Source organism: Nocardioides sp. Root190 (assembly GCF_001428565.1).
GTDB lineage: Bacteria > Actinomycetota > Actinomycetes > Propionibacteriales > Nocardioidaceae > Nocardioides.
The window spans coordinates 126,279-148,182 of record NZ_LMIA01000001.1; the positions used below are offsets into that span (position 1 = coordinate 126,279).

A 21,904-nucleotide genomic window follows, 5' to 3' on the forward strand; every position below is an offset into this window, starting at 1 on the left:
CCGACAGGCAACGCTGTCGTCATGAGCATCAGTACCGCGAGGGCACGGCACGGCGCCACGCAGCAGCATGACGTCGACCCGCGCTGGACGCCGTGGTGCACCATGGCCGAGACGCACTCGGGCGTCGTCATCTTCGTCGGCGACAAGGCCCTCAAGATCAAGAAGCCGGTGGACCTCGGCTTCCTCGACTTCCGTGACGTGCGACGGCGGCGAGTTGTCTGCGAACGCGAGGTGGAGCTGAACCGCCGTCTGGCGCCGGATGTCTACCTCGGCGTCGGCAACTTCGTCGGTCCCGACGGCGAGTCGGAACCGGTCGTCGTCATGAGGCGGCTGCCCGACCAGCACCGGCTCTCCGCTCTCGTCCGCAGCGGGGCCGACATCCGGGAGGACGTCCGACGGATCGCCCGAACGCTCGCGACCTTCCACGCCGCCGCCGCCACCGACCCCGGCATCCAGACGAGCGGCACTCGCGCCGCGCTCCGGCAGCGATGGGAGGCCAACCTCAGCGAGTCGGGCGCCTACGCCGGACGGTTCATCTCCCATGACGACCTGGCCGAGGTGACCCACCTCGTCACGGCCTATCTCGACGGCCGCGCCGACCTCTTCGACGATCGCATCGCGCGCGGCGCCATCGTGGACGGGCACGGTGATCTCACCCCCGACGACGTCTTCTGCCTCCCGGACGGTCCGCGGCTGCTGGACTGCCTGGAGTTCGACGACCGTCTCCGACACGTCGACCGGCTCGACGACGTCGCCTTCCTGGCCATGGGTCTGGAGGCCTTGGGCGCCGAGCCTGCTGCCGAAACACTCGTGGCGGCATGGATCGAGTACCTGGGCGAGCCGGCTCCCCCGTCGCTCCTCCACCACTTCATCGCCTACCGCGCGTTCGTGCGCGCCAAGGTGGCCTGCGTGCGCGCTGCGCAGACCGGAGCCGATCACTCACCTGAGGTCGACAGTCTCGTGCAGCTCACCCTGACCCATCTCCGGGCCGCCGCCGTGAAGCTGGTTCTGGTCGGTGGTGCCCCAGGGTGCGGAAAGTCCACCCTCGCCGGCGCCGTTGCAGACCGCCTCGGCATGGTGTCGCTCAGCAGTGACCGCCTGCGCAAGGAGATCGCCGGCATCGACCCGTGGTCGTCAGCGGCGGCGCCGCTCGGTCAGGGCCTCTACGACAACCGGCACACATCGGCGACGTACGACGAGCTCCTACATCGTGCCGAGTTGCTGTTGCACCAGGGGGAGTCAGTGGTCCTCGACGCCTCCTGGACACTCGCATCGGACCGCGACCGGGCCCGCGCACTCGCAACAGCGGCGCGGGCCGAGCTCGTCGAGCTCCGCTGCGACGTCGACCCGGTCACGGCTGCCCGCCGGATCGCTGCGCGCCACGACGTCTCGGATGCCGACGGCGACGTCGCCGGGGCGTTGCGCCGAGCGGCCCAGCCGTGGCCGTCCAGTCACCTCATCGACACCGCTCTCCCCGTCGCCGAGTGCACGGATCAGGCATCTGCCCTGATCCGCCCATCGGTCCAGGCGCAGCACACATCGGTACGGCCGGGGCCGGACGCCGACGGGAGCCACGGGGGTGCCAAGGAACGGAGCAACGGCCCAGTGTCATTGGTCCTTTCACCCTGCACGCCGAACCGCGACGAGCAGAAGGTGCAGTCATGACTCAACGTGGCGTCGTGGTCGGTTTCGACGGATCGGCGGACGCCGAAGCCGCCCTCGCGTGGGGTGCCGAGACCGCCCGTTCCTGTCACCTTCCCCTCGAGGTGGTCATCGTGGCGTCCCGGATCGATGGCGACGAACGGCGGCACCGAGCCCATCTCGAGGAGCCGGTCGACGCGTGGCGGACATCGGCGTTGAGTCGGCTCACCGAACTGGCAGTCGCTGACGGCGAGGTCGAGATCCGCTACGGACCGATCGTTCCAGGCTTGCTCGACGCGTCCATCGGAGCAGCGATTCTCGCGGTGGGCAGCTCCGGGCACGGGCTCACGAGTGGCACCTTGACCGGCTCGGTCAGTCAGCATGTCGCGCGTCACGCGACTTGTCCGGTGGTCGTCGTGCGACCCCAGCGATCACCCCATGCACGCCGAATCGTGGTGGGCGTCGACGGCTCCGTCGAGTCCGCGCGCGCTCTGCGGTTCGCATGCGAGCGAGCAGCTGTCTCAGGCGAGCCCGTCATTGCCGTCCACGGCTACGACACGCTGAGCAACCGCATGGTGGCGATTGACGGCATTGCGGCCAAGCCAGCCACGGACGCCTCTGCGGCAGCAGAGATTCTCGTCAATGACCTCGCTGTCGAGGTGTCCGCGGAGTTTGCGGACGTCAGGGTCGAGCCAGTAGCGATCCAGAGCCAGAGGCCCGGTCAGGTTCTCGTGGCGGCCAGTGCGGGTGCCTCGCTGGTCGTCGTGGGCTCTCGGGGCAGGGACGCGTTCACCGAGCTCATGATGGGATCCGTCAGCCAACACGTGCTGCATCACGCTGAGTGTCCCGTCGCGGTTGTTCGTTGACGGAGGGCCGCCGCGGCACGGTGGAGGCGGAGCTGTCGGCTGACAGGTCGGGACCTATGGCACCCCCTCACCAGACCTAGTCCTCTCACCTGCGGGACTCCCCGAGAGCAGAGTGGAGCCATCAGGAAGATCGGAGCCCAACCCGGCTCCTCGACTTTGGAGGAACACATGACCGCCCTGCACCGCGACACCCACGCCGACGCCGACGCCGCCACCGACGTCCTCGTCGAGCGCGACATCGTCACTCACGCCACGGCGAGGCGGGCCCTCGCCGCGCTGCGGATCGGGTTCGGCCTCACGTTCCTCTGGGCCTTCTTCGACAAGCTGCTCGCGTTGGGCTACGCCACCGGCACGAACGCCGAGACCGGCGCGGTGGACCGGTTCGGTCCCGACGCCTGGCTCAACGAGGGCAGCCCGACCTTCGGCTTCCTGAGCTTCGGAGTGTCCGAGGACAACTGGTTCCACGGCATCTTCACCGGCATCGCCGGTGACGCCTGGGCGGACTGGCTGTTCATGCTGGGCCTCGCGGGCATCGGGACCGCTCTTCTCCTCGGGGTCGGCATCCGGATGGCGGCCCTCGCCGGGGGGCTCCTCTACCTGCTGATGTACGCCGCGTCGTTCCCGCTCGAGAACAACCCGGTGCTCGACGACCACCTGTTGGGCGGCGTGACCCTGCTGGTCCTGGCGGCAACCCTCGCCGGCGACACCTGGGGCCTCGGCCGGGTGTGGGCTTCCAGCACGTTGGTTCGACGGTTCCCCGTCCTGCGCTGACGAGGCGCTCGCCCACGACCCACCGACGATCGAGTCGGTGGGTCGTGGGCGTGCGTCCTGACGTCACCGGTTGGGTGATCTGGTGGGCCCCGCCTCAGCTGACGCGGTCCAAGCGCTCGTGAACTGCAGCCACCGGAGCCGATCGCCCGAACAGGAAGCCCTGCAGGTAGCGGTAGCCGAGCTCCCTCAGCACGGCTGCCTGCGCCTCGGTCTCGACGCCTTCGGCGATGGCGTCGATGCAGAGACCGTCCGCCAGCGACCGGACCGCGTTGCTCACGGACCGGGCATTGGGCCGGTCGACGATGTCGACGACGAAGCTGCGGTCGAGCTTCGCGATGCTGACGGGGAGGTCGACGAGGTGGCTCAGCGTGCCGAACCCCGTGCCGAAGTCGTCCACGGCCAGTCGCACGCCCAGATCCCTCAGTTGTTCCAGCTCACGGAGCAGCGAGCCGTTGACGGTGAACAGTCGGGTCTCGGTGATCTCGAGCACGAGGAAACCCGCCGGCAGTCCCGCGTCGGCGAGGGCCGATGAGACCCGATGGACGACGTGGGGGCGCGACAGCTCTCGTGGGCTGATGTTGACGTGCATGGTGATGCGGTTGCCCCGCGCGAGGAGCTCGGCCCCGTCCGCGCACGCTTGGCGAAGGATCCAGTCACCGACCGGGTGGATCAGCTCGCTGGCCTCCAGCACGTCGAGGAAGCTGGAGGGGAGCAGTCGTCCGCGATCCGGGTGGTTCCATCGCAGGAGCGCCTCGAGCGCGACCGTTCGGCCGGATTCGGCGTCGACGATCGGTTGGTACTCCAGCTCGAACTCACCTCGCCGATGTCCTCGTTCCAGGTCGAGGAGCAGCTGCGCGGGGTGCTCGATCCCGTCGTGCTCCCCTGAGCTGTAGACCTCGAATCGGGCCCGTCCGCCATCCTTGGCGGCGTACAGGGCGGAGTCCGCGCGGCGAAGCAGGGAACGTGCGTCTCCGTCAGTGGCGAAGGCCACGCCGATGCTCGCCGACACCGTGATCACCCGCCGGCCCACCTCGACGGGAGCGCGGAAGGTTTCTAGGATGCGGGCGGCAAGGCGTCGTCCGTCCGCCCCGTCGCTCAGCGCAGGACACAGAACGACGAACTCGTCTCCCCCGATCCGGGCCACGATGTCGAGGGGGCGCACGATCCCCGAGATCCGGCTCGCCACTTCCTTCAACACCTCGTCGCCGATGTCGTGGCCATAGGTGTCGTTGATCTGCTTGAAGTGGTCCACGTCGACGTAGAGGACGGCGACGAGCTCTCCGGTCCTCACTGCCTGCTGGAGGGCCTGTTCCACGCGATCAGCCCACAGGGTGCGGTTCGCGAGCCCGGTCAGCTCATCGTGGAGGGCGATGCGGGCGAGCTCCTGCTCGGCGTGCTTCTGCGCCGTGATGTCCACCATCTGCAGTTTGAGCCAGTCCGTCTGATCACGTTGCTGCGACGAGAGACTTCCGTCGCCGACGCCGTCGACGAACGCCAGCCCTGCGTCGACCCAGCCACCGCCGTGGCTGGGCGAGAGCCGGAGCTGCGCACGCCAACCAACCGTTCCATCGGGGTGCAGGCTCGTGATGCCCTCCCGAAGACGCACTGCGTCGGCGGCTGTGAACCACGTGGCAGGATCGGTCCCGATCAAGTTCTCGCGGCGGCGGCCCGTGAGCGACGCGAGTGCACTGTTCACCTCCAGAGTGCCGATCGTCCTGTCAGCGGACACCGCGACATGTGCGGCTGCCACCAGCGCCGCCTCCATGAACCCGTGCAACCGGTCACGGTCGCGCCTGCTCTCGGCGAGGGCCTCCTCCTTCCCGTCCTGGGCAAGCGAGACGACCAGGCCGACGATCGCGAGGACCAGGATGAGTCCCTGCGCCAGCAGCACGCGTTGCTCAGCCGACGCCATGTCACCGAAGGCACCGACACCGCGAGTGGTGGCAGCGACGACGATCACCCCCTGAGCCGCGACCACGACGCTGACGACGGCGGGGCCACAACGCAGCGCCACCCACAGCAGTGGCGGAATCAACACGAAGACCACCGGCCAGCTCACTGTCATGACAAGAGCGGTCGTCAACAGCGTCGCTGTCGTCGGGAGAAGTGCGACTCGAGGCTGCCGACGCACTCTCGCGAATGCCGAGGGGACCGCCAGAAGCGCTCCTGTGAGCACGAAGGCGCTGAGCGAGTTGCGGACGCCGATCAGCCACATCCCGTCCCACAGTCCGGTGTCGAAACGGGCCCACGCGGTCACCCCACCCGCGACTGCGCTCACCGATCCGCCAGCAACCGAGGCGAGGGCGAGGTCGAATGCCTGCCGCGCCGTGCGAACGTTCACAGCACCGGTCCAGTGTGCGACGCGGTGGAGCACAAGAGCGCCGACCCAACCCTGGGAAGCGTTCACGAACCCGAACAACCATGATCCGACCGGTTCGACCGCGGTGGCCTGATTGATGGCGCCACTCACGATCGCGATCACGACAATGACGACCAGGCGATGCCCGGAGCGACGACACGTCAACATCCACACCACCGTCACCGCTCCGGCCGGCCACGCCAGCGCCAGTTCCGACGGAGCGACGCGCGTCAGCCTGCCGGCGTACATCGCGAACGCGTAGAGCAGGGCGAATCCCATTGTCGTCGCCAGGAAGAGACGCCGCTCGTGCCCCGGAACACCGGCGAGGGTGCTCGTCATGCTTCAACTATGACGTCCCGTCACTCGAGCGGAGCCGAGGTGGTTTCAATTCAGGACCAAGGTCCCGGTCCGTCGACCGGACGAGCCTGGTCGTAGCAGCCCGCGCCGATTGCTCCAGTCCGCGAGAGTCCCGCTCCGCCAAGCCGAGAACGCAAGAACCGGCAGGTCAGAGGCGACCTACCGGTTCTTGTTGCTCTGGTGGAGCTGAGGGGATTCGAACCCCTGACCTTCTCATTGCGAACGAGACGCGCTACCAACTGCGCCACAGCCCCAAGCGATGGGAAACGCTAGCACCACCCCGCGAGCGGCTCCCAATCCGGGTGGGGGTCGGCTCCCGCCGCCGTCAGGAGCCCGGACGCTGCTCGCCGGGTGACCCGTCCGAGGTGATGATCCTCTGCTCCCCGTGACCGGTGGCAGCGGGCGCCGCGTCCGGGTCCGCGGGGTGGCCCGCGGTCCGGTCGGGGTCCGGCTCGGTGGCGCGTCCGTCGACCTCCTCGGGCTCCTCGCCGTAGCCCGAAGCAGGTGGGTCGGCGTCCGGGTCGCGCGACGCCGGCGACTCGCCGTGGGCGGCGGTCTCGGCGGCGCTGGGCTCACCGAACACGGTCGAGGTGCCCTTCCCGGACTCCCCGCTGAACGACGCACCATCGGTGGCGTCGGACGGGTCAGCACGCTGGGTGTCCGGCGTGACGGCGGTTGCGGAGTCGGCGTACTTCTTCTCCTGCTCGCGCGTCTGCTGGGCGGCCTGACGGTCGGCGGCACTCTCCTCAGTCATGCAGGAGGGGTACCCGCCCCCGCCGGGTCCAGACGGCTCAGGAGCCGGAGGCGCGACGCTCGTCGGACTGGGCGTCCGACTGGGCGTCGGTCTGCGCGCGCTGGGCGTCGGCCTCGCGGGCGAGCTGCGAGTCGGCCTCGTTGCGGCCCGAGCTCCACACACCGGTGGAGTCCAGGTCGATCGTGCGGACCGTACGACCGGCGGGCGCCTTGGCGACGTACGTCGGCAGCGGGACCGGAACGGGCGTCCAGCCGTCAGCGACGACCTCGTCGCCGAGCACCTCGGCGGTGATCACCGGGATCTCCTCGGTGTTGTCGCGCACGTCCTCGTCGGACTCCTCGGCCCGGTCCTCGGCGACGTCGCTGTCCTCGGCCTCGATGACCTCGTCGGCGAGGGTACGACGGCGCTTGCGCACATCGGCGGAACGGACCGCACGCTCGCGCTTGACCATGAGCCGGCACGCGACCAGCCAGGCCACCATCACGCCGGCCGGGACCGCGATCCAGGCTGCGGCGACGACCTTGCCGATCACCAGGGCGGCGACGACGACGATCGCGAGCAGGAGCAGGTTGAAGACCCGGCGACGCTTCTCGGCCGCGCGACGCGCAGCGGCCTGGCGGGCGCGGCGACGGCGACGCTCCTCGGCGTCGGGCGTCACCGGACCGGCAGCGGGAGCGGGAGCGGGAGCGGCAGCAGAGCGGGGGGCACGCGGTGCAGGGGTGGGCGCCGCGGACTCCTTCTTCTCGAGGCTCACGGCCGGGGCCGTACGACCGGCAGGCACGAACTCGGCCTCGGTCTTCGACACCGCCTCCCGCCGCGCGAGCACCCGCAACCGGTCGGAGAAGCCGTCGACCGAGCGGTTGACGTCGTCCTCCTCGTGGTACTTGAGCGCCTTCGGGACGAGGTAGACGGCCCACGCCACCGCCAGTGCGACGAAGATGAGTGCGCTCAGGTCCACACCGAGAGGTTAGGAGCGATAGCGCAGGGTGGGGCGCATGTCCATCGGTGTGTCACAGATTGATTCGTGTGACGGATGTGATGTGAGGCTTCATCACGGTATGTAGCCGAACGGGAGCTTCCCGTGCGGAACTCCGCTGGGGAAGGGCTCGCCCACCTACATACCGTGATGAAGCCGCCGCAGCAGCCGCCATCCGCCATCCACCATGAGCCGCAGCAGCGCAACCCCGGCCCAGCTCAGCCCGCCGGCTCCTCCAGCCGCACCAGCACCCCACGCGGCGCCTCCTCCCGCGTCACCGCGAAGATCCGGTGGTCGCGCCAGTCCCCGTCGATGTGCAGGAACAGCGGCGCATAGCCGATCTCGCGGATCTGCAGCTTCTCGACCACCCGCAACGAGTTGGTGTTCTCGGGACGGATGCAGATCTCGATCCGGTGCAGGCCACCGATGAAGAAGCAGTGGTCAATGACCATCGCGACAGCGCGCGGGATGACACCGCGACCGGCGAAGTCCTGGTCGATCCAGTAGCCGACCGAGGCGAACTGCGCGGAGCCGCGCACGATGTTGTTGACGCTGACCTGGCCGGCGAACTGGCCGTCGACCTCCACCACGAAGGGGTACGTCGTCCCCTGCCGGGCCGACTTCGACAACCTCGAGACCAACGCCCGGAAGGACATCGGTCGGGCGTCGGCGCCGGGCGGGGCGGTCGCGTCCCAGCGACCGAGCCACAGCGCGTTGCGGCGGCGCGCGGAGCGCCAGGCGCGGGCGTCGCTGCGCCGGATCGGGCGGAGCCGGACGACCGGGTCGGTGCCGGAGGACAGCTCGTTGGGCCAGGCCCGACCGGGGACGCTGACGACCATCCGCTCACGTCGCGCACTGCTCAATGGTCGCTCCCCACGATCTGTTCGACCGCGTGCACGAGCACCGGCTCGAGGACAGCGAGGGCGTCCTTCACGCCACCACGGGAGCCGGGCAGGTTCACGACGAGCGCCTGGCCGGCCACGCCGGCGACACCGCGGGACAGGACCGCGGTCGGCACGCCCTTGGCGACACCGGCGGCGCGGATCGCCTCGGCCAGGCCGGGGACCTCACGATCGAGCAACGGGCGGGTGACCTCGGGAGTGAGGTCCGTGGGCGTGAGGCCGGTGCCGCCGGTGGTCAGCACGACGCGGGCGCCGCCGTCGACGGCCGCGGCGATGGCGAGGCCGACCGGCTCGCCGTCCGGGCACACCACAGGCTCGCCGACCGTGAACCCCAGGGTCTGGAGGGCCGCGACGATCAGCGGACCGGTCGTGTCGTCGTACACGCCGGCGGCGGCCCGGTTCGAGGCCACCACGACGACGGCGGGATGACCGGTCATCGGGCCCAGTCCCCCGACTTGCCTCCGGACTTGGACTCGACGCGTACGTCGGTGATCACGGCTCCCTTGTCGACGGCCTTGACCATGTCGACAACGGTCAGCCCGGCCACTGCGACAGCGGTGAGCGCCTCCATCTCCACGCCCGTGCGGTCGGTGGTCTTGACGGTCGCAGTGATCTCGACGGCGTCGTCGGCAACGGACAGCTCGACGGTGACACCGGAGATCGACAGCGGGTGGCACAACGGGATCAGCGCAGGTGTCTGCTTGGCGGCCATGATGCCGGCGATCCGCGCGACGGCGAGCGCGTCGCCCTTCGGCACGCCCTCCCCGCGCAGCAGTCCGACCACCTCGGCGGAGACGAGGACCCGTCCGGAGGCCTGCGCAACCCGCCGGGTCACGTCCTTGGCAGACACGTCGACCATCCGGGCAGCGCCCGTCTCGTCCACGTGGGTCAACCGCGTCTGTTCAGCCATGTCAGTCCTCCTCCGGGTGCAGCGCGAGCACCTCGATGCTCTCGCCCTCGGTGACCAGCCTCCCGGTTGGAGGTACGACGAGCAACGCATCGGCCGTCGCCAGGAGTCCCTGGGAGTGGCCGGCGTGCCCGGGCAGGGGGCGAATGCGACCGTCGTCGTCGTAACGACCCGGCAGCAGGACCGTCCGGTCCCCCGCTTCCACCGGGGCCGCCAGGACTGCTGTCCGCGACTGTGCGGGGAGCCCGGCGAGGACGCGCAGCGCCGGCACGACGTACAGGAGGAAGGAGGCGTAGGCGGCGACCGGCGTGCCCGGCAACGTCACGACCGGAACCCGGCGTCCGTCGGCGGTGGTGACGGTGCCGTGGCCCTGCGGCCGGCCGGGCTTCATCGCGACCGGGCCGAACCAGAAGCCGGGCTCGTCGCGCAGCGCGGCCTTCACGACGTCGTGGTCGCCGGCCGAGATGCCGCCGGTGGTGACGACGATGTCGCAGAGCTCGGCGGCGTGTGCCAGCTGCTCGCGCAGGGCGGCCGGGTCGTCGGGCACGGGCCCGAATCCGGTGGCCTCGGCACCCGCCGCATGCCCGGCGGCCAGCAACGTCGCAGTGTTGCTGTCGGGCACCAGCCCGTCGACGAGCTCGGCCCCGGTCGAGATCACGCCGAGGCGCGGTCGGGCCGTGAGCACGACCTCGGGACGGCCGATGGAGGTCAGGAGCCCGACCTGGGCAGGCCCCAGGCGACGTCCGGCCCGCAGCGCGACCGCACCAGCGGCGACGTCCTCACCCTCACGGCGGATGTGCCACCCGGCGGGAGCGGTCCGGGTGACGGTGACGGGTTCGGTGCCGGTCTCGGCGCCGGTGGTCCACTCGAACGGCACCACGAGATCGGCACCGGGCGGGACGATCGCGCCCGTCATGATCCGGATGGCGGTGCCGTCGGTCAGCGGGATCGCCGGGTCGCCTGCCGCGATCACACCGATCACCGGCAGGACGGTCGGCACGCTGGCCACGTCCACGGCGCGCACGGCGAAGCCGTCCATCGCCGAGTGGTCGAACGGCGGCACGGCCAGCACTGCGGTGACGTCCTCGGCGAGGACCCGGCCGAAGGCGTCGACGACGGGAAGCACCTCGGTGCGCCCCAGGGCGCTCAGACCTGCCAGGACCCGAGCCCGATGCTCGGCGACCGAGGGGTCAGGCATCCCCGGCGGCACTCCCGGTGAGCACTTCGCCGGCGGCGACGCGCTGGGCGCCCTTGCCGTCGAGCGCGACCGCGCCCACGACCTGCACGCCGTGGCCGAAGGTCCAGTCGCCGTCGACCGTGAGGGAGGAGGCCTTCGCCAGGGACGGCGCCCCTTCGGGGAAGCGCTTGTCGAACTCGCCGACGACCTTGTAGTGGTCGGCGTCGAGCTCGACGTACGGCACGTCCGCCGCGACCTGGGTGAGCGCGAAGTCGGTGCCGATCTCGTACACGTCGGAGCGCAGGACCAGCAGGTCGTTGGTGGTCTTGACCGGGATGAACCGGTCGCGACCGACCTCGATCAGCCGGGCCCCCTCGAACACCTCGATCGCCGCGCCCATGGCGGTCTCCACCTGGATGACCTTCGGGCTGTCCGGGTCGGCCGGGTCGACGTTCTTCTCGTTGCGGATGAGCGGGAGGCCCAGGATCCCGTCGCGCTCGTCGAGCTTGGCCTTCATCGCCCGCAGGTCGAACCAGAGGTTGTTGGTCGAGCAGAACTGGTGGCGGGACAGGTCGGCGAGGGCCTCGAGGTCCTCGGGCGCGGTCTGGGCGGTCTCGCGCAGCACGATCCGGCCGTCGGCCTTGCGGCGCGCGAAGTGGCCGCCCTTGCGGTCGGAGGGGGTACGACGCACGGCCTCGATCGCGAACGGCGCACCACTCGCGGCGAACCAGCCCGCGACCTTCGGGGCCGGCACCGCGCCGAGGTTGTCGGAGTTGGAGACGAACGCGTAGTGGTAGCCCTGCTCGATCAGCTGGTCGAGGAGGCCGGTGCCACGCAGGGCGGTGTAGATGTCGCCGTGGCCGGGCGGACACCACTCGAGGTCCGGCTCCTTGGGCCACTCGACGGGCTTGAGGTCCTTGGCGAGGAGCTTGGGCTCCTTGTTCTGCAGGAACTCGATGGGCAGGCCCTCGACGGCGAGGTCGTCGTACCGCCCCAACGCGTGCAGGGTGTCGGCCGAGGTCCGGAAGGAGTTCATGAAGATGATCGGCAGCCGGGCGTCGTACGCCGTGCGCAGGTGCAGCGCCTGCCGCGCGATGATGTCGAGGAAGGACAGCCCGCGGCGCACGCACAGCAGGGACTTCGCCCGCTCCATGCCCATCGAGGTGCCGAGCCCGCCGTTGAGCTTGATCGCGACGGTCTTGCCGATCGCGTCCGCAGCGACCTCGTCGGACACCTCGGCGTCCGCGAGGCTCTCCATGTCGACCGGCTCGATGCTCGCCTCCGGGATCATCCCGGTCTCCCCGTGCTCGAGGAGCCGGTAGTAGTGCGCGAAGGTGTCGACCGCCACCGGATCGACGCCTGCGTCGACCATCTTCGCCCGCGCCTTCTCGAGGCCACCGCTACGACCACTCATGCCCATGTTTCCGATCGTAGGCTTGTCTCGTGACGGATGGGCAACCGAGCCATGCCTCGGGCAACAAGGTCGCCGTGCGCGACCAGCTCCTGGCGGGGCGTCGACGGCGACGACTGACCGAGGTGGGCACCTCGGCGAGGGCCATTGCCGACGTACTCCTCGCCGCTCCGGAGGTACGACGCGCCGCCACCGTCGCCTGCTACGTCTCCGTCGGGAACGAGCCCGGCACCACCGAGCTGCTCGACCGGCTCGTGGCCGCCGGCAAGCGGGTGCTCCTCCCCCTGCTCCTGCCCGACAACGACCTCGACTGGGCGCCGTACGCCGGCCCCGGCTCCCTGGCTCCCGCCCGGCGGGGCCTCCTGGAGCCCACCGCCCCCGGTCTCGGCGTCGAGGCGATCGCCGGCACCGACGTCGTCCTGGTGCCCGGGCTCGGGGTCGGTGCGGACGGGATGCGCCTGGGCCGCGGCGGCGGCTCCTACGACCGCGCGCTCGCCCGGGTGCCCGTCGGGACCTTCACGTGCGTGCTCGTGTACGACGACGAGGTGCTCCCCGTCGTCCCCGCCGAACCCCACGACCGCCCCGTCACCGCCGTGGCCACCCCGTCCGGGCTCCACCACTTCTGACCGCTCGTTGGTCGAGGAGGCCGCCCGCGGCCGTCGTCTCGTTGGTCGAGGAGGCCGCCCGCGGCCGTCTCGAGACCTCCGGGCACGGTGCACCCGTTGGTCGAGGAGGCCGCCCGCGGCCGTCTCGAGACCTCCGGGCGACCTCCTCGACCAACGTGGGAGTCAGCCACCGGAGGACGGCGTGAGCGTCAGCACGTCGTCGGCGGCGTCCCGGACCGCATCGGCGGTGAACACCCACGGCAGCGTCTCGCCGCGCGCCCAGAGGTCGGTCTGGTCGGTGTAGTGCGGGTGGAAGGCGTGCCCGGAGACCCCGGTGAGGTTGATCCAGCGCGCGGCGTCCGGGTCGTCCATCGGCACGACCATCCTCATCGACGGCGCGGTCACGACGCCGTACCCCTCGCGCGCGTCCCAGCCGGTCGCGTTGACCAGTGAACCGCCACCGCCGACCTTCCAGCCACCGCGGTTGAACAACCACTCGATCGGCCCGACGCCGGACTCGCCCAGGGTCGCGGAACGGAGGTCGAGGCGGTGCAGCGCACCCCAGGTCCACTCCTCCGCGTTGGGCGACTGCCGCGCGGTGAGCACGTCGCGGGCGGCCTTCATCGAGGCACGCAGGATGTCGTCGCGGCTCTCGACCACACCGTCGGTCTCGACGTCGTCCCACCAGCGGTCGGCGGAGCGCGGCAGCACCTGCGCCATCACGGCGAACCAGCGGTCGCTGCCGTCGGGTTCGAGTCCCTCGGGCAGCTCGTCGGCGAAGGTGCGCTCGAGCACCTCACGCCAGACCACGTTGAAGTAGGCGGCCGCGCCGCTGTCCGGTCCCTGCCGGAAGTTCCACGACCGCAGCAGCCTCTGGCCGTCGGAGTAGTAGCCGCGGGGCAGCGTGACGTCGAGGAGGTACGGCGTCAGGATCTCGCCGATCGCGCTCCAGTCGTCGAGCTGGATGGCTCCCATCCGTTCGACGCTGAGCTCGTCGTCGGCGGCGAGGAGGTCGTTGATCCGGCTCGAGCGGTAGCCCTGGTCCCAGTCGTCGGTGAGGTGCGGGGCGTAGCGCCGGGGGTCGATGACGGCCTGGTTGGCGGTCGCGATGATCCCGGACTCCGGGTCGAGGACGTGGGGCATCGCGTCGTACTCGACGTAGCGGCCGGTCCAGCTCGTGTCGGCGCGCCAACCGGCGGCGGGCGCCCGGCCGTCGTTGCCAGCCCGGCGGATGGGGACCCGGCCAGTGGCCTGGTAGCCGATGTGGCCCTCCCGGTCGGCGTACACGACGTTCTGGCCGGGGACGGCGAAGTCGCTGAGCGCGGCCCGGAAGGACGTCCAGTCGTGCGCGAGGTTGAGCGCGAAGAGGGCGTCGGCGGTCGGCTGCGGGTCGAGGGCCGTCCAGGCCAGGGACACCCCGGCGTCCCAGAGCCCACCGGAGCCGGTGTCGTCGACGACGTCGTCCACCTCCTCGACCGCGTCCAGCCCGCCCTCCTCGATCTCGCTGACCTGGTCGAGCAGGCCGTCCTCGGTGAGGTCGACCTCGTCCAGGTCCTCGTCGAGGGCGGCGAGGTCGGACAGGAGCGGACCGTGGTCGGTCGAGCGGACGGTGAACTCCACCGGGTCGCCGTCACGGACCTCGATCGTCTCCTGCCGGGTGAGGAGCGGGCGGGTCTCCCCGGCGTACTGCCAGGTGTCCCCGCTGACGCGCTCGACGAACAGGTCGGTCACGTCAGGTCCGAGGTTGGTGAATCCCCAGGCGATGTCGGCATTGCGTCCGATCACCACGCCGGGGACACCGGAGAAGCTGAACCCGGACACGTCGAGCGGGCACGTGCTGGACACCTCGCGGCAGTGCAGGCCCACCTGCGTCCACACCCCCGGCAGCGAGATGCCCAGGTGCGGGTCGTTGGCGAGGATCGGTGCGCCGGTGCTGGTGTGCTCACCGTCGACCACCCACGCGTTGCTGCCGATGCCGTCGCCCTCGCCCAGGAGGGCGGGGACGGCCGCCAGGGCCGCACGGACGTCGGAGAGCGCCTCGCGCGTCGCCCGGCCGCGCGGCGCGGGCCGCTGGAGCAGGCCCCTGCGCTCGGGGCTGATGTCCTGGTCGAACTCCTTGCCGACCAGGCCACCCTGCTCGACGATCGGCCGGCGGGCGTCGAGATCGGGTTCGGGGTAGAGCGTGTCGCTCGCCTCCTGACCGACCGCGGCCGTGGTCAGGGCGCGTCCGATCTCCTCCTCGAGGTTGCCGCGCAGGTCCCACGCCATCGCCTTGAGCCAGGCGATGGAGTCGACAGCGGTCCACTTCTCGGGGGTGTAGTCGAGGCCGGAGACGTCGAGCAGCGTGTACTCCAGGGCCGTGTCCGAGCTGGACCGGCCGGCCAGGTAGCCGTTGACGCCCTCGGCGTAGGCATCCAGCGCACTGCGGGTCGCGGGGCGCAGCATCGTCAGCTCCTGCTCGGCGACCTCGCGCCAGCCGAGGGTACGGACCACGAGGTCGCTCTCCAGGGCGTCCTCACCGAAGAGCTCCGAGAGCCGGCCAGCGGTCGCGTGGCGTCGTACGTCCATCTCGAAGAACCGGTCCTGGGCGTGCACGAACCCCTGGGCCATCATCAGGTCGTGCATCGAGTCGGCGTAGATCTGCGGGATCCCGGCGTCGTCGCGGATCACCTGGACCTCGCCCTCGAGCCCGCTCAGCTCGAGCTCGCCGGACGTCTGCGGCCACGGCCGGCGCACGAGGACGACCGAGGTCACCAGACCCGCCACCAGGGCCACGGCCACCAGGACCGCGATCCCCGCCACCCACCGCAACGCCCTGCTCCCGGAACCCGGCGCGCGATGGGTTGCCTCGTCGTCCGCCGTTGCCGGCGCTGCCTCCGAGCTGCTGCTTCCCTCCACCATGGTGGTCGTCATTGTGCCGCCTGGTGGTGCCGTGACGTAGCATTGGCACTCGAAAGTCGAGAGTGCCAACGCAGGAGTTCGCCAGATGCCGACCTACCAGTACCTCTGCACCGAGTGCGGCCACGCCTTCGAGCAGGTGCAGCGTTTCAGCGATGACGCGCTGAGTGTCTGCCCGGAGTGCAGCGGCAAGCTGCGCAAGGTCTTCAACTCGGTCGGCGTGGTCTTCAAGGGCTCCGGCTTCTACAAGACCGACAGCCGCTCCTCGACCTCTGCGACGACGCCCGCGGCGAGTTCGTCGGACTCCTCGACCGGCTCGTCGGGCAGCTCGTCCAGCTCCACGACGACGTCCTCGGACTCCTCGTCCAGCTCCTCGAGCGCCGGTTCCTCGTCGAGCACCTCGACCTCGTCCAGTTCCTCGAGCTCGGGCTCGGCCGCTTCCTCCTCCTGATCCTCGCTGCCTGTGGATGACGCCGGCACCCGCGCCGCGCGCGACCTACCGTCGCGGCCATGGACTCCCTCGGACCTGCCTCCTCGCGGCCGCGCCTCGAGCGTGCCGCCGACCTCCTGACCCGGGTACGCCGCCGGGTGCTGCGCCGACGCAGGCCGCTCGCGGTCCTGCTCGTCGCGGCCGGGGTCGCCGCGTCCCTGCACGTCCTCGCCCCGCCGCCGCCGGCGTCGACCACCGTGCGGGTCGCCGCCCGGGACCTGCCGGCCGGCCGCGTGCTGACGAGCGCGGACCTCGTCGACGTGGAGGTGCCACCGGGCGTCGTACCCGTGGGGGTGGTGGACTCCCCCGAGGGGCGGCTCCTCGCCGCTCCGCTGCGCTCGGGCGAGCCGGTGACCGACGTACGTCTCGTCGGTCCCGACCTGGCCTCGAGCCTGCTGCCCGGGATGGTCGCGGTCCCGGTGCGACTCTCCGATGCCGGTCAGGCGGCGCTGCTGACGGTCGGTGACGCGGTGGACCTGGTCGCCAGCGACCCGCAGGCCGGCACCGTGCGATCGCTGACCGAGGGGGCGATCGTGCTCGCGATCCCCGACGCCCGGCACGCCGAGGACGGTGCGCTGCCGGGGCGGCTGGTCGTGATGGGCTTGAGCGCGAACGACGCTCATCAGGTCACGGAAGCGTCAGTGGCGTCGTACGTGACTTATACATGGCGTCGCGGATAGGTTTGTCTGTTGAGCACCACACCCCGCCACCATCCGTCTCGGAACTGAGGAGAAACAAATGTCCGGGTTCAAGAAATTCATCCTCCAGGGCAACCTGATCGACATCGCCGTCGCCTTCATCATCGCCACCGCCTTCGGTGCCGTCGTGACGACCTTCGTTGCGTGGCTCACCGCCCAGATGCCCGATTCCACCAGCGAGATCTTCAGCAACGACGAGAAGTCCTTCGGTGCCTTCCTCAACGCGACCATCTCGTTCGTGATCCTGGCCGCGATCGTCTACTTCCTGATCGTGACGCCGTACACGAAGGCCAAGGAGCGCTTCTTCCCCGACGCCCCCGAGGCCCAGGCGCCCGACATCGTCCTCCTCACCCAGATCCGCGACTCGCTCGCCGCCCGCTGACCGCGAGCAGCTGATCGGCCCGGTGCCGTCCCACCACAGGTGGGGCGGCACCTGTCATGTGCGGCCGGCGACGCGCAGTGCTCAACAGAGCCCGGCGCGCTCCCGCTCGTCCTCGCTCAGGCCCGGCGTGTCCGCACCGCCACCCGTCTCGGTCGACGTGCTCGACGGATCAGCCGGGTCGGACTCATCGGCGTCTCCGCCACTCCCGCCGGCCGGGTCCTCGCCGGTGGAGCCAGCCGTGATCGAGCCCTCCAGGAAGGCGGCGCTCAGCGGCTTGTCGTTGATGACCAGGCGCCACAACGCCCGTACCCGCGGCGTCCACACGATCCGGCCGGGGTCGGTCGTCGACTCCTCCCAGGGAGTCGTGACGAAGGCGATGTCGTCGAGCCCGATGCCGGTGAAGGACTTGGCGATCCGGGCGATCCGGGCGATGTTGCGGAAGTCCGTGGTGATCGAGTCCGACGCGGCGTTCATGAAGCCGATCAGCTGGTCGGGACGCGCCAGGCTCCCGGTGCTCAACACCTTGCCGATCATCGCTGCCATGAACTCCTGCTGGCGCTTGATCCGCTGGGTGTCGGAGCCGTCGGCCACGTTGTGGCGCACGCGGACGTAGGCGAGCGACTCGTCGCCGTCGAGCTCCCTCGTGCCAGCCTTCAAGGTGATGCCGTGTTCCTCGTCCTCGATGTCCTCGGGGATGCAGACCTCGACACCGCCGAGCGCGTCGACCATGCCCTTGAACCCGGCGAAGTTCACCACGACGTACTTGTCGACGCGGATCCCGCTCAGTTGCTCGAGCTGGGTGATCGTGCAGGCCGGGCCGCCGACCTTGTAGGCCTCGTTCCACTGTGCGTCCTGCTCACCCGGGATGACGGTCGTGCCGTCCTCCTCGTAGCAGTCCGGCCGGTCGACGAGGGTGTCGCGCGGCACGGAGATGCCGTAGGCGAGGTCACGGTCCGCGGAGAGGTGGATCAGGATCGTCGTGTCCGACAGGCCGCCGCCCGCCTCGCCGTCGACCTTGCAACCGTCGCAGTCGCGGGTGTCGGAGCCCATCACGAGGATGTTGAGCGGTCCCTGGACCACCTTCTCCGGACGGTTCTTCACCTGCTTGTCGACCTCGCGGAAGTTCAGGTTGCCGTTCCAGTGGTCGTACAGGAGCGCGACGCCGACACCGGTCAGGAGTCCGAGGCTGGCCAGGCTCGCCACGATGACGCGGACCACCGCGCGCTTCGGGTTGGGTGAACGACGCCGCCGACGCCGACCGCGGCGCGGTTGACTCGTGTCCTTCGGCGTGACCTCGTCCGACATGACTCTCCCGGCTCCGTCCGTGGCGTCGGCGACGTACGACGCGCTGGAGGACACCGTACGTCGCGAACCCCGCCACGGGAGGCCAGGCAGATCAGCCGTGGTGCGGCGGAACCTGCTCCTTGAGCCACTTCTCGGACGCCGGCTCGCCGCTCGACGGGACCTTCTCGTCCTTCTCGTCGGAGGTGACGTCGGGCAGCGAGTCACCGAAGATCGCGGCGAGGCGCTGCTTGCGCTTCCACTCCGGTTCGGTGCTGTCGCCCATCAGGTCTGCTCCGTCCGGCTCAGCACAGACCTGCGGCCGCGCGACCCTCGTCCGAGAGTCCACCGGACTCCTCGGTGCCGTTGCTGGCTCCCTCGCTCGCGCCGTCGGAGGCGTTGCCGCTGGCCGTCTCGCTGGCCCGGTCGCTCGCCGTACCCGACGGGGAGGTGCCCGGCGATCCGCTCACCGACGGCGTGCCGTCGGGGTTGTCGCCAGCGCTCAGCGCGTCCTTGAGGAACTCGGCGGTCAGTGGCTTGTCGCGACGGACCAGGCGCCAGAGCTTGTTGATCTCCGGGGTCCACTCCACGCCGCCGCTGACCTTGTCGGTGCCACCCCAGGGCGTGGTGATGAACTTGATGTTGTCGGCGCCGATGCCCTGCGCGGTCGCCGCGAGGTTGGCCATCTGCGAGATGTTCTTGAAGTCGGTCTGCAGCGAGGACGTCGCGGCGTTGATGAAGGAGATCAACCGGTCCGGCCGAGCGAGCATCCCGGCGGTGAGCGCCTTGTTGATCATCGACCCGATGAACGCCTGCTGACGCCGGGTCCGGTTGGTGTCGGTGCCGTCGCCGATCCGGTAGCGGGCACGGACGTAGGTCAGCGCCTCCTTGCCCCGGACCTCGCGCGTGCCGGCCTTGAGGTAGATGTTGCGCACCTCGTCGTTGATGTCCTCGGGGATGCAGACCTCGACGCCGTCGAGGGCGTTGACCATGTCCCTGAACCCGTTGAAGTCAACGACGACGTAATTGTCGACCCGGATCCCGCTGAGCTGCTCGAGCTGGCGGATGGTGCACGCCGGTCCACCGGTCGCGAACGCGGCGTTCCACTTGGAATAGCTCGTCGCCGCCGCGATCTCGGAACCGTCCTCGCGGTAGCAGACGGGACGCATCACGGCGGTGTCGCGCGGGATCGAGATGCCGTAGGCGAAGGTGCGGTCGGCCGAGACGTGGAACAGGATCGTGGTGTCGGACAGGCCGCCACCGGACTCGCCGTCGATGCCGTTGCCCTTGCCGGAGCGGGTGTCGGAGCCCATCACCAGGATGTTGAGCGGCTCCTGGGGGCCGACGACCTCCTCCTTGACCGGGCGATCGTCGCCGAGCAGGGGGTCCAGGTCCTCACGGACGAGGTTGTTGTTCCAGTTGTTGTACAGCAGCACGACGCCGACGCCGGTGAACAGCGAGAGGCTGAGCAGGCTCGAGAGGATGACCTTGACGACGGTCTTGCCGGGCTGCGGCGCCTTGCGGCGCCCGCGCGAGCGTGAACCACGGCTGCGGGGCACGGCGCGGGAGGACGACACTCGGCGGGCCCGGCTGCCGGGCTCGCTGTTTCCACCCGGGCGGGACCCGGTCGGGGCATCGTCAGTCATCGGTCACCTGGTCGTGCGGCCGCCTCGGGGCGGATCGTGAGTACGGGTCCTTGCAGCGCTGCCGAGTCAGCGGCCGTGCGACGCCGGGGCGCCACGCCCACCGTACGGAATCGGCCAAGCCCGGTGGGCTCGGAGTGCCGCATCAGTGGTACGACGCTCATTCTCACCGCTGGCACGTCCTGATCCCAATCCGGACCGGTCCGGTCGACCGGGGGTCATTTCTGCCTCGCCACCCGAACCTGACAAGATGTGTACCGCCTGCGCGCGGAGTCCCGACGACGTGCGCGGCCCGCCCCAGTAGCTCAGTGGATAGAGCAGCCGCCTCCTAAGCGAAAGGTCGCAAGTTCGACTCTTGCCTGGGGCACCATGCAACCAATCCCCCACCTGACGCGTCTTCCTGTCGTGATCTGGATTGCTGCTCTCGTGATGTGGTCGCTCGTGCTGATGCTGGCGGGCGTGGCGATCGCGCGCCGCTGAGGCTCAGACAGGGCGCGCCGGCGGCCCAGCGTGCCGTAGCCGGGCGAGCAGGATCAGCGCGCAGACGGGCGTGATCACCAGGTTCGGGATAGCGATCGCCCACAGCTCGTTGGCGAACCCGTAGACGATCCAGGCCGCGCCCTGGACGGTCGCGATGGCCCAGGTCCACACGCTGAGGCCGCCCATGGCGACGGGGTCGTGGCGACGCCGGTGGGTACGACGCGCCTGCGGCAGGAACTGCGCCACGTCCACCACCCCGACGAGCCAGCCGAGCGCGGCCGTCACCGCTGCCTCCGGCCCGCGGTCACCGCGGCGACGATCACGCTCGCACAGACGAGGTTGACGACCCCGGCCAGCACGACCGGGCGGGCGTGCATCGAGGTGCCGTAGGTGATCAGCAGGACGTTGAAGACGATCGCCACCAGGTAGGTGCCCCGGCTCAGCGCGGCCAGCGCCTCCGGGTCGGCGCGGTGCCGGACGGCGCGGACGGCCTGCGGGATCCACATGGTGGCGGCGCCGGCCGTGCCGACGTAGCCGACGGCCTCGATCACGACCAGTCCCCGGATCTCAGCCGAGGACGGCGACGGCGGCGCCGTACCCCTCGGGGACGATCACGTCGCGGACCGACCACCCGCCGATCACCCGACCCGCGGCGTCGTCGGTGCCGAGGTAGTCGAGGTGCGGGTCGCGGCCCAGGCCGATCCCGATGCCCTTGAGGTAGGCCTCGGTGCGCGACCAGGCGCGGGTGAACCGGACCGTGGCGCGGCCACCGTCCAGGGTGCCGTTGGCGGCGGCCTGGATCTCGCTCGTCTCCCGGGGGTGCAGCAGGTTCGCGAGGGCCACCGGGTCCTCGGGGTGGCGCTCGACGTCCACACCGACCGCGACGTCGGCGATCCCGATCAGCACCTGGCCGGGCGTGTGCGAGAGGGAGAACTCGAGACCGGCACCCTCGGCGCGCGGACGGCCGTGCGGCTCGCCGCAACCGGGGCAGTCGTGACGACCCCAGACGACCTTCTCGGGAGGCGTGTCCGTCGCCGTACCCACGACCAGACGGGCGGCCGCGTGGGCGAGGACGTAGGCGCGGCGAAGCTCGGCCCGGACGTACGCCGACGCCTGATCACGCTCGGCGTCGTCGAGCCAGGCCGCGCCCACGTCGTGCTCGTCGTCACCGAAGTCGGCGATCTCCATGCGCCAGACCCCGAGACCGACACCTGCCTCGGCGCGGGGCGCCGGGGTGTCGAGGAAGGACCCGAGGGTCCAGGGATCGACCGGGATCGCCGATCGATCCGGTACTGCCTCTGCCACG

At 70.4% G+C, this 21,904-nt stretch carries 22 protein-coding genes and 2 tRNA genes; 8 read left to right on the forward strand and 16 right to left on the reverse strand.

All coding sequences use genetic code 11. From position 1 onward, the window contains the following. Positions 1-21: 21 nt before the first annotated feature. The 3 genes from ASE01_RS00620 to ASE01_RS00630 all read left to right on the forward strand — a co-directional run bounded on the left by ASE01_RS00620 (position 22) and on the right by ASE01_RS00630 (position 3,278). Positions 22-1,665, forward strand: a complete 1,644-nt coding sequence (locus ASE01_RS00620; protein WP_082605762.1) for an AAA family ATPase — start codon at positions 22-24, stop codon at positions 1,663-1,665. Continuing rightward, positions 1,662-2,507, forward strand: coding sequence for a universal stress protein (locus ASE01_RS00625; RefSeq protein WP_082605688.1), 846 nt, complete (start codon positions 1,662-1,664; stop codon positions 2,505-2,507). Before ASE01_RS00620 ends, ASE01_RS00625 begins: the two co-directional genes overlap by 4 nt. A 168-nt stretch (positions 2,508-2,675) precedes the next feature. Further along, positions 2,676-3,278, forward strand: a complete 603-nt coding sequence (locus ASE01_RS00630) for a hypothetical protein (protein WP_056747765.1) — start codon at positions 2,676-2,678, stop codon at positions 3,276-3,278. A 94-nt stretch (positions 3,279-3,372) separates the two neighbouring features. On the opposite strand, the gene ASE01_RS00635 is transcribed toward ASE01_RS00630, so the two are convergent. The 9 genes from ASE01_RS00635 to ASE01_RS00675 all read right to left on the reverse strand — a co-directional run bounded on the left by ASE01_RS00635 (position 3,373) and on the right by ASE01_RS00675 (position 12,124). Further along, entirely contained in the window at positions 3,373-5,976 is a 2,604-nt protein-coding gene (locus ASE01_RS00635) for an EAL domain-containing protein (RefSeq protein WP_082605689.1), read from the reverse strand. 196 nt (positions 5,977-6,172) lie between these two features. After that, a tRNA-Ala gene (locus ASE01_RS00640) sits at positions 6,173-6,248 on the reverse strand. Positions 6,249-6,319: 71 nt separating this feature from the next. Continuing rightward, positions 6,320-6,748 (reverse strand): hypothetical protein, encoded by a 429-nt coding sequence (locus ASE01_RS00645; RefSeq protein ID WP_056747769.1) that lies wholly within the window; start codon positions 6,746-6,748, stop codon positions 6,320-6,322. Between the two features lie 37 nt (positions 6,749-6,785). Then, on the reverse strand, positions 6,786-7,706 hold the full coding sequence (locus tag ASE01_RS00650; protein WP_056747771.1) for a hypothetical protein: 921 nt from the start codon (positions 7,704-7,706) through the stop codon (positions 6,786-6,788). A 236-nt stretch (positions 7,707-7,942) separates the two neighbouring features. After that, positions 7,943-8,587, reverse strand: a complete 645-nt coding sequence (locus ASE01_RS00655) for a GNAT family N-acetyltransferase (RefSeq protein WP_235535815.1) — start codon at positions 8,585-8,587, stop codon at positions 7,943-7,945. Continuing rightward, positions 8,584-9,063 carry a molybdenum cofactor biosynthesis protein B gene (locus ASE01_RS00660; RefSeq protein ID WP_056747775.1) on the reverse strand — a complete coding sequence of 160 codons (480 nt, stop codon included), beginning with the start codon at positions 9,061-9,063 and terminating at the stop codon, positions 8,584-8,586. Before ASE01_RS00660 ends, ASE01_RS00655 begins: the two co-directional genes overlap by 4 nt. Continuing rightward, the gene (moaC, locus tag ASE01_RS00665; protein WP_056747777.1) at positions 9,060-9,536 is read right to left on the reverse strand and encodes a cyclic pyranopterin monophosphate synthase MoaC; all 477 of its coding nucleotides are present in this window, start codon (positions 9,534-9,536) and stop codon (positions 9,060-9,062) included. Before moaC ends, ASE01_RS00660 begins: the two co-directional genes overlap by 4 nt. Position 9,537: 1 nt before the next feature. Beyond that, positions 9,538-10,731: a gephyrin-like molybdotransferase Glp gene (gene glp, locus ASE01_RS00670; RefSeq protein WP_056747780.1), complete on the reverse strand. Its 1,194-nt coding sequence runs from the start codon at positions 10,729-10,731 to the stop codon at positions 9,538-9,540. After that, positions 10,724-12,124 (reverse strand): UTP--glucose-1-phosphate uridylyltransferase, encoded by a 1,401-nt coding sequence (locus tag ASE01_RS00675; protein ID WP_056748551.1) that lies wholly within the window; start codon positions 12,122-12,124, stop codon positions 10,724-10,726. The genes glp and ASE01_RS00675 overlap by 8 nt, the downstream gene beginning before the upstream one ends. A gap of 29 nt (positions 12,125-12,153) precedes the next feature. Here ASE01_RS00675 and ASE01_RS00680 point away from each other — a divergent pair, with 29 nt between their 5' ends. Then, positions 12,154-12,747, forward strand: a complete 594-nt coding sequence (locus tag ASE01_RS00680) for a 5-formyltetrahydrofolate cyclo-ligase (protein WP_157537024.1) — start codon at positions 12,154-12,156, stop codon at positions 12,745-12,747. 162 nt (positions 12,748-12,909) lie between these two features. Here ASE01_RS00680 and ASE01_RS00685 read toward each other — a convergent pair whose 3' ends face one another. After that, positions 12,910-15,639 (reverse strand): penicillin acylase family protein, encoded by a 2,730-nt coding sequence (locus tag ASE01_RS00685; protein ID WP_235535816.1) that lies wholly within the window; start codon positions 15,637-15,639, stop codon positions 12,910-12,912. A 73-nt stretch (positions 15,640-15,712) separates the two neighbouring features. Between ASE01_RS00685 and ASE01_RS25480 the strand changes: the two genes are divergently transcribed. Genes ASE01_RS25480 through ASE01_RS00700 form a run of 3 tightly spaced genes read left to right on the forward strand, consistent with a single transcriptional unit; the run spans position 15,713 to position 17,194 of the window. Further along, positions 15,713-16,075, forward strand: a complete 363-nt coding sequence (locus ASE01_RS25480; protein WP_082605691.1) for an FmdB family zinc ribbon protein — start codon at positions 15,713-15,715, stop codon at positions 16,073-16,075. A gap of 59 nt (positions 16,076-16,134) precedes the next feature. Then, the gene (locus ASE01_RS00695; RefSeq protein ID WP_082605692.1) at positions 16,135-16,794 is read left to right on the forward strand and encodes an SAF domain-containing protein; all 660 of its coding nucleotides are present in this window, start codon (positions 16,135-16,137) and stop codon (positions 16,792-16,794) included. 58 nt (positions 16,795-16,852) lie between these two features. Beyond that, on the forward strand, positions 16,853-17,194 hold the full coding sequence (locus ASE01_RS00700) for an MscL family protein (protein WP_056747792.1): 342 nt from the start codon (positions 16,853-16,855) through the stop codon (positions 17,192-17,194). An 81-nt stretch (positions 17,195-17,275) separates the two neighbouring features. On the opposite strand, the gene ASE01_RS00705 is transcribed toward ASE01_RS00700, so the two are convergent. The 3 genes from ASE01_RS00705 to ASE01_RS00710 are packed head-to-tail and all read right to left on the reverse strand — an operon-like array spanning position 17,276 to position 20,121. Beyond that, the gene (locus ASE01_RS00705) at positions 17,276-18,553 is read right to left on the reverse strand and encodes an LCP family protein (RefSeq protein ID WP_235535817.1); all 1,278 of its coding nucleotides are present in this window, start codon (positions 18,551-18,553) and stop codon (positions 17,276-17,278) included. 37 nt (positions 18,554-18,590) lie between these two features. Beyond that, positions 18,591-18,761 (reverse strand): hypothetical protein, encoded by a 171-nt coding sequence (locus tag ASE01_RS24890; protein WP_200958707.1) that lies wholly within the window; start codon positions 18,759-18,761, stop codon positions 18,591-18,593. A 19-nt stretch (positions 18,762-18,780) separates the two neighbouring features. Continuing rightward, entirely contained in the window at positions 18,781-20,121 is a 1,341-nt protein-coding gene (locus ASE01_RS00710; RefSeq protein WP_082605693.1) for an LCP family protein, read from the reverse strand. Between the two features lie 291 nt (positions 20,122-20,412). Here ASE01_RS00710 and ASE01_RS00715 point away from each other — a divergent pair. Further along, positions 20,413-20,488, forward strand: a tRNA-Arg gene (locus tag ASE01_RS00715). 113 nt (positions 20,489-20,601) lie between these two features. Here ASE01_RS00715 and ASE01_RS00720 read toward each other — a convergent pair. From ASE01_RS00720 to ASE01_RS00730, 3 genes are read right to left on the reverse strand one after another with little or no spacing between them, the layout of a single operon-like run. Next, on the reverse strand, positions 20,602-20,883 hold the full coding sequence (locus ASE01_RS00720; RefSeq protein ID WP_056747799.1) for a PQ-loop repeat-containing protein: 282 nt from the start codon (positions 20,881-20,883) through the stop codon (positions 20,602-20,604). Beyond that, complete coding sequence (locus ASE01_RS00725) at positions 20,880-21,149, reverse strand: hypothetical protein (protein WP_056747801.1); 270 nt, start codon at positions 21,147-21,149, stop codon at positions 20,880-20,882. Before ASE01_RS00725 ends, ASE01_RS00720 begins: the two co-directional genes overlap by 4 nt. Positions 21,150-21,165: 16 nt before the next feature. Then, the gene (locus ASE01_RS00730; RefSeq protein WP_056747803.1) at positions 21,166-21,903 is read right to left on the reverse strand and encodes a 4'-phosphopantetheinyl transferase family protein; all 738 of its coding nucleotides are present in this window, start codon (positions 21,901-21,903) and stop codon (positions 21,166-21,168) included. Position 21,904 lies beyond the last annotated feature (1 nt).

Bases quoted from the DNA above. Each gene is read 5' to 3' on its own strand.
- ASE01_RS00620 (WP_082605762.1), top strand. From the start codon at position 22: ATGAGCATCAGTACCGCGAGGGCACGGCACGGCGCCACGCAGCAGCAT.
- ASE01_RS00625 (WP_082605688.1), top strand. From the start codon at position 1,662: ATGACTCAACGTGGCGTCGTGGTCGGTTTCGACGGATCGGCGGACGCC.
- ASE01_RS00630 (WP_056747765.1), top strand. From the start codon at position 2,676: ATGACCGCCCTGCACCGCGACACCCACGCCGACGCCGACGCCGCCACC.
- ASE01_RS00635 (WP_082605689.1), bottom strand. From the start codon at position 5,976: ATGACGAGCACCCTCGCCGGTGTTCCGGGGCACGAGCGGCGTCTCTTC.
- ASE01_RS00645 (WP_056747769.1), bottom strand. From the start codon at position 6,748: ATGACTGAGGAGAGTGCCGCCGACCGTCAGGCCGCCCAGCAGACGCGC.
- ASE01_RS00660 (WP_056747775.1), bottom strand. From the start codon at position 9,063: ATGACCGGTCATCCCGCCGTCGTCGTGGTGGCCTCGAACCGGGCCGCC.
- moaC (WP_056747777.1), bottom strand. From the start codon at position 9,536: ATGGCTGAACAGACGCGGTTGACCCACGTGGACGAGACGGGCGCTGCC.
- glp (WP_056747780.1), bottom strand. From the start codon at position 10,731: ATGCCTGACCCCTCGGTCGCCGAGCATCGGGCTCGGGTCCTGGCAGGT.
- ASE01_RS00675 (WP_056748551.1), bottom strand. From the start codon at position 12,124: ATGAGTGGTCGTAGCGGTGGCCTCGAGAAGGCGCGGGCGAAGATGGTC.
- ASE01_RS00685 (WP_235535816.1), bottom strand. From the start codon at position 15,639: ATGACGACCACCATGGTGGAGGGAAGCAGCAGCTCGGAGGCAGCGCCG.
- ASE01_RS25480 (WP_082605691.1), top strand. From the start codon at position 15,713: ATGCCGACCTACCAGTACCTCTGCACCGAGTGCGGCCACGCCTTCGAG.
- ASE01_RS00695 (WP_082605692.1), top strand. From the start codon at position 16,135: ATGGACTCCCTCGGACCTGCCTCCTCGCGGCCGCGCCTCGAGCGTGCC.
- ASE01_RS00700 (WP_056747792.1), top strand. From the start codon at position 16,853: ATGTCCGGGTTCAAGAAATTCATCCTCCAGGGCAACCTGATCGACATC.
- ASE01_RS24890 (WP_200958707.1), bottom strand. From the start codon at position 18,761: ATGGGCGACAGCACCGAACCGGAGTGGAAGCGCAAGCAGCGCCTCGCC.
- ASE01_RS00710 (WP_082605693.1), bottom strand. From the start codon at position 20,121: ATGACTGACGATGCCCCGACCGGGTCCCGCCCGGGTGGAAACAGCGAG.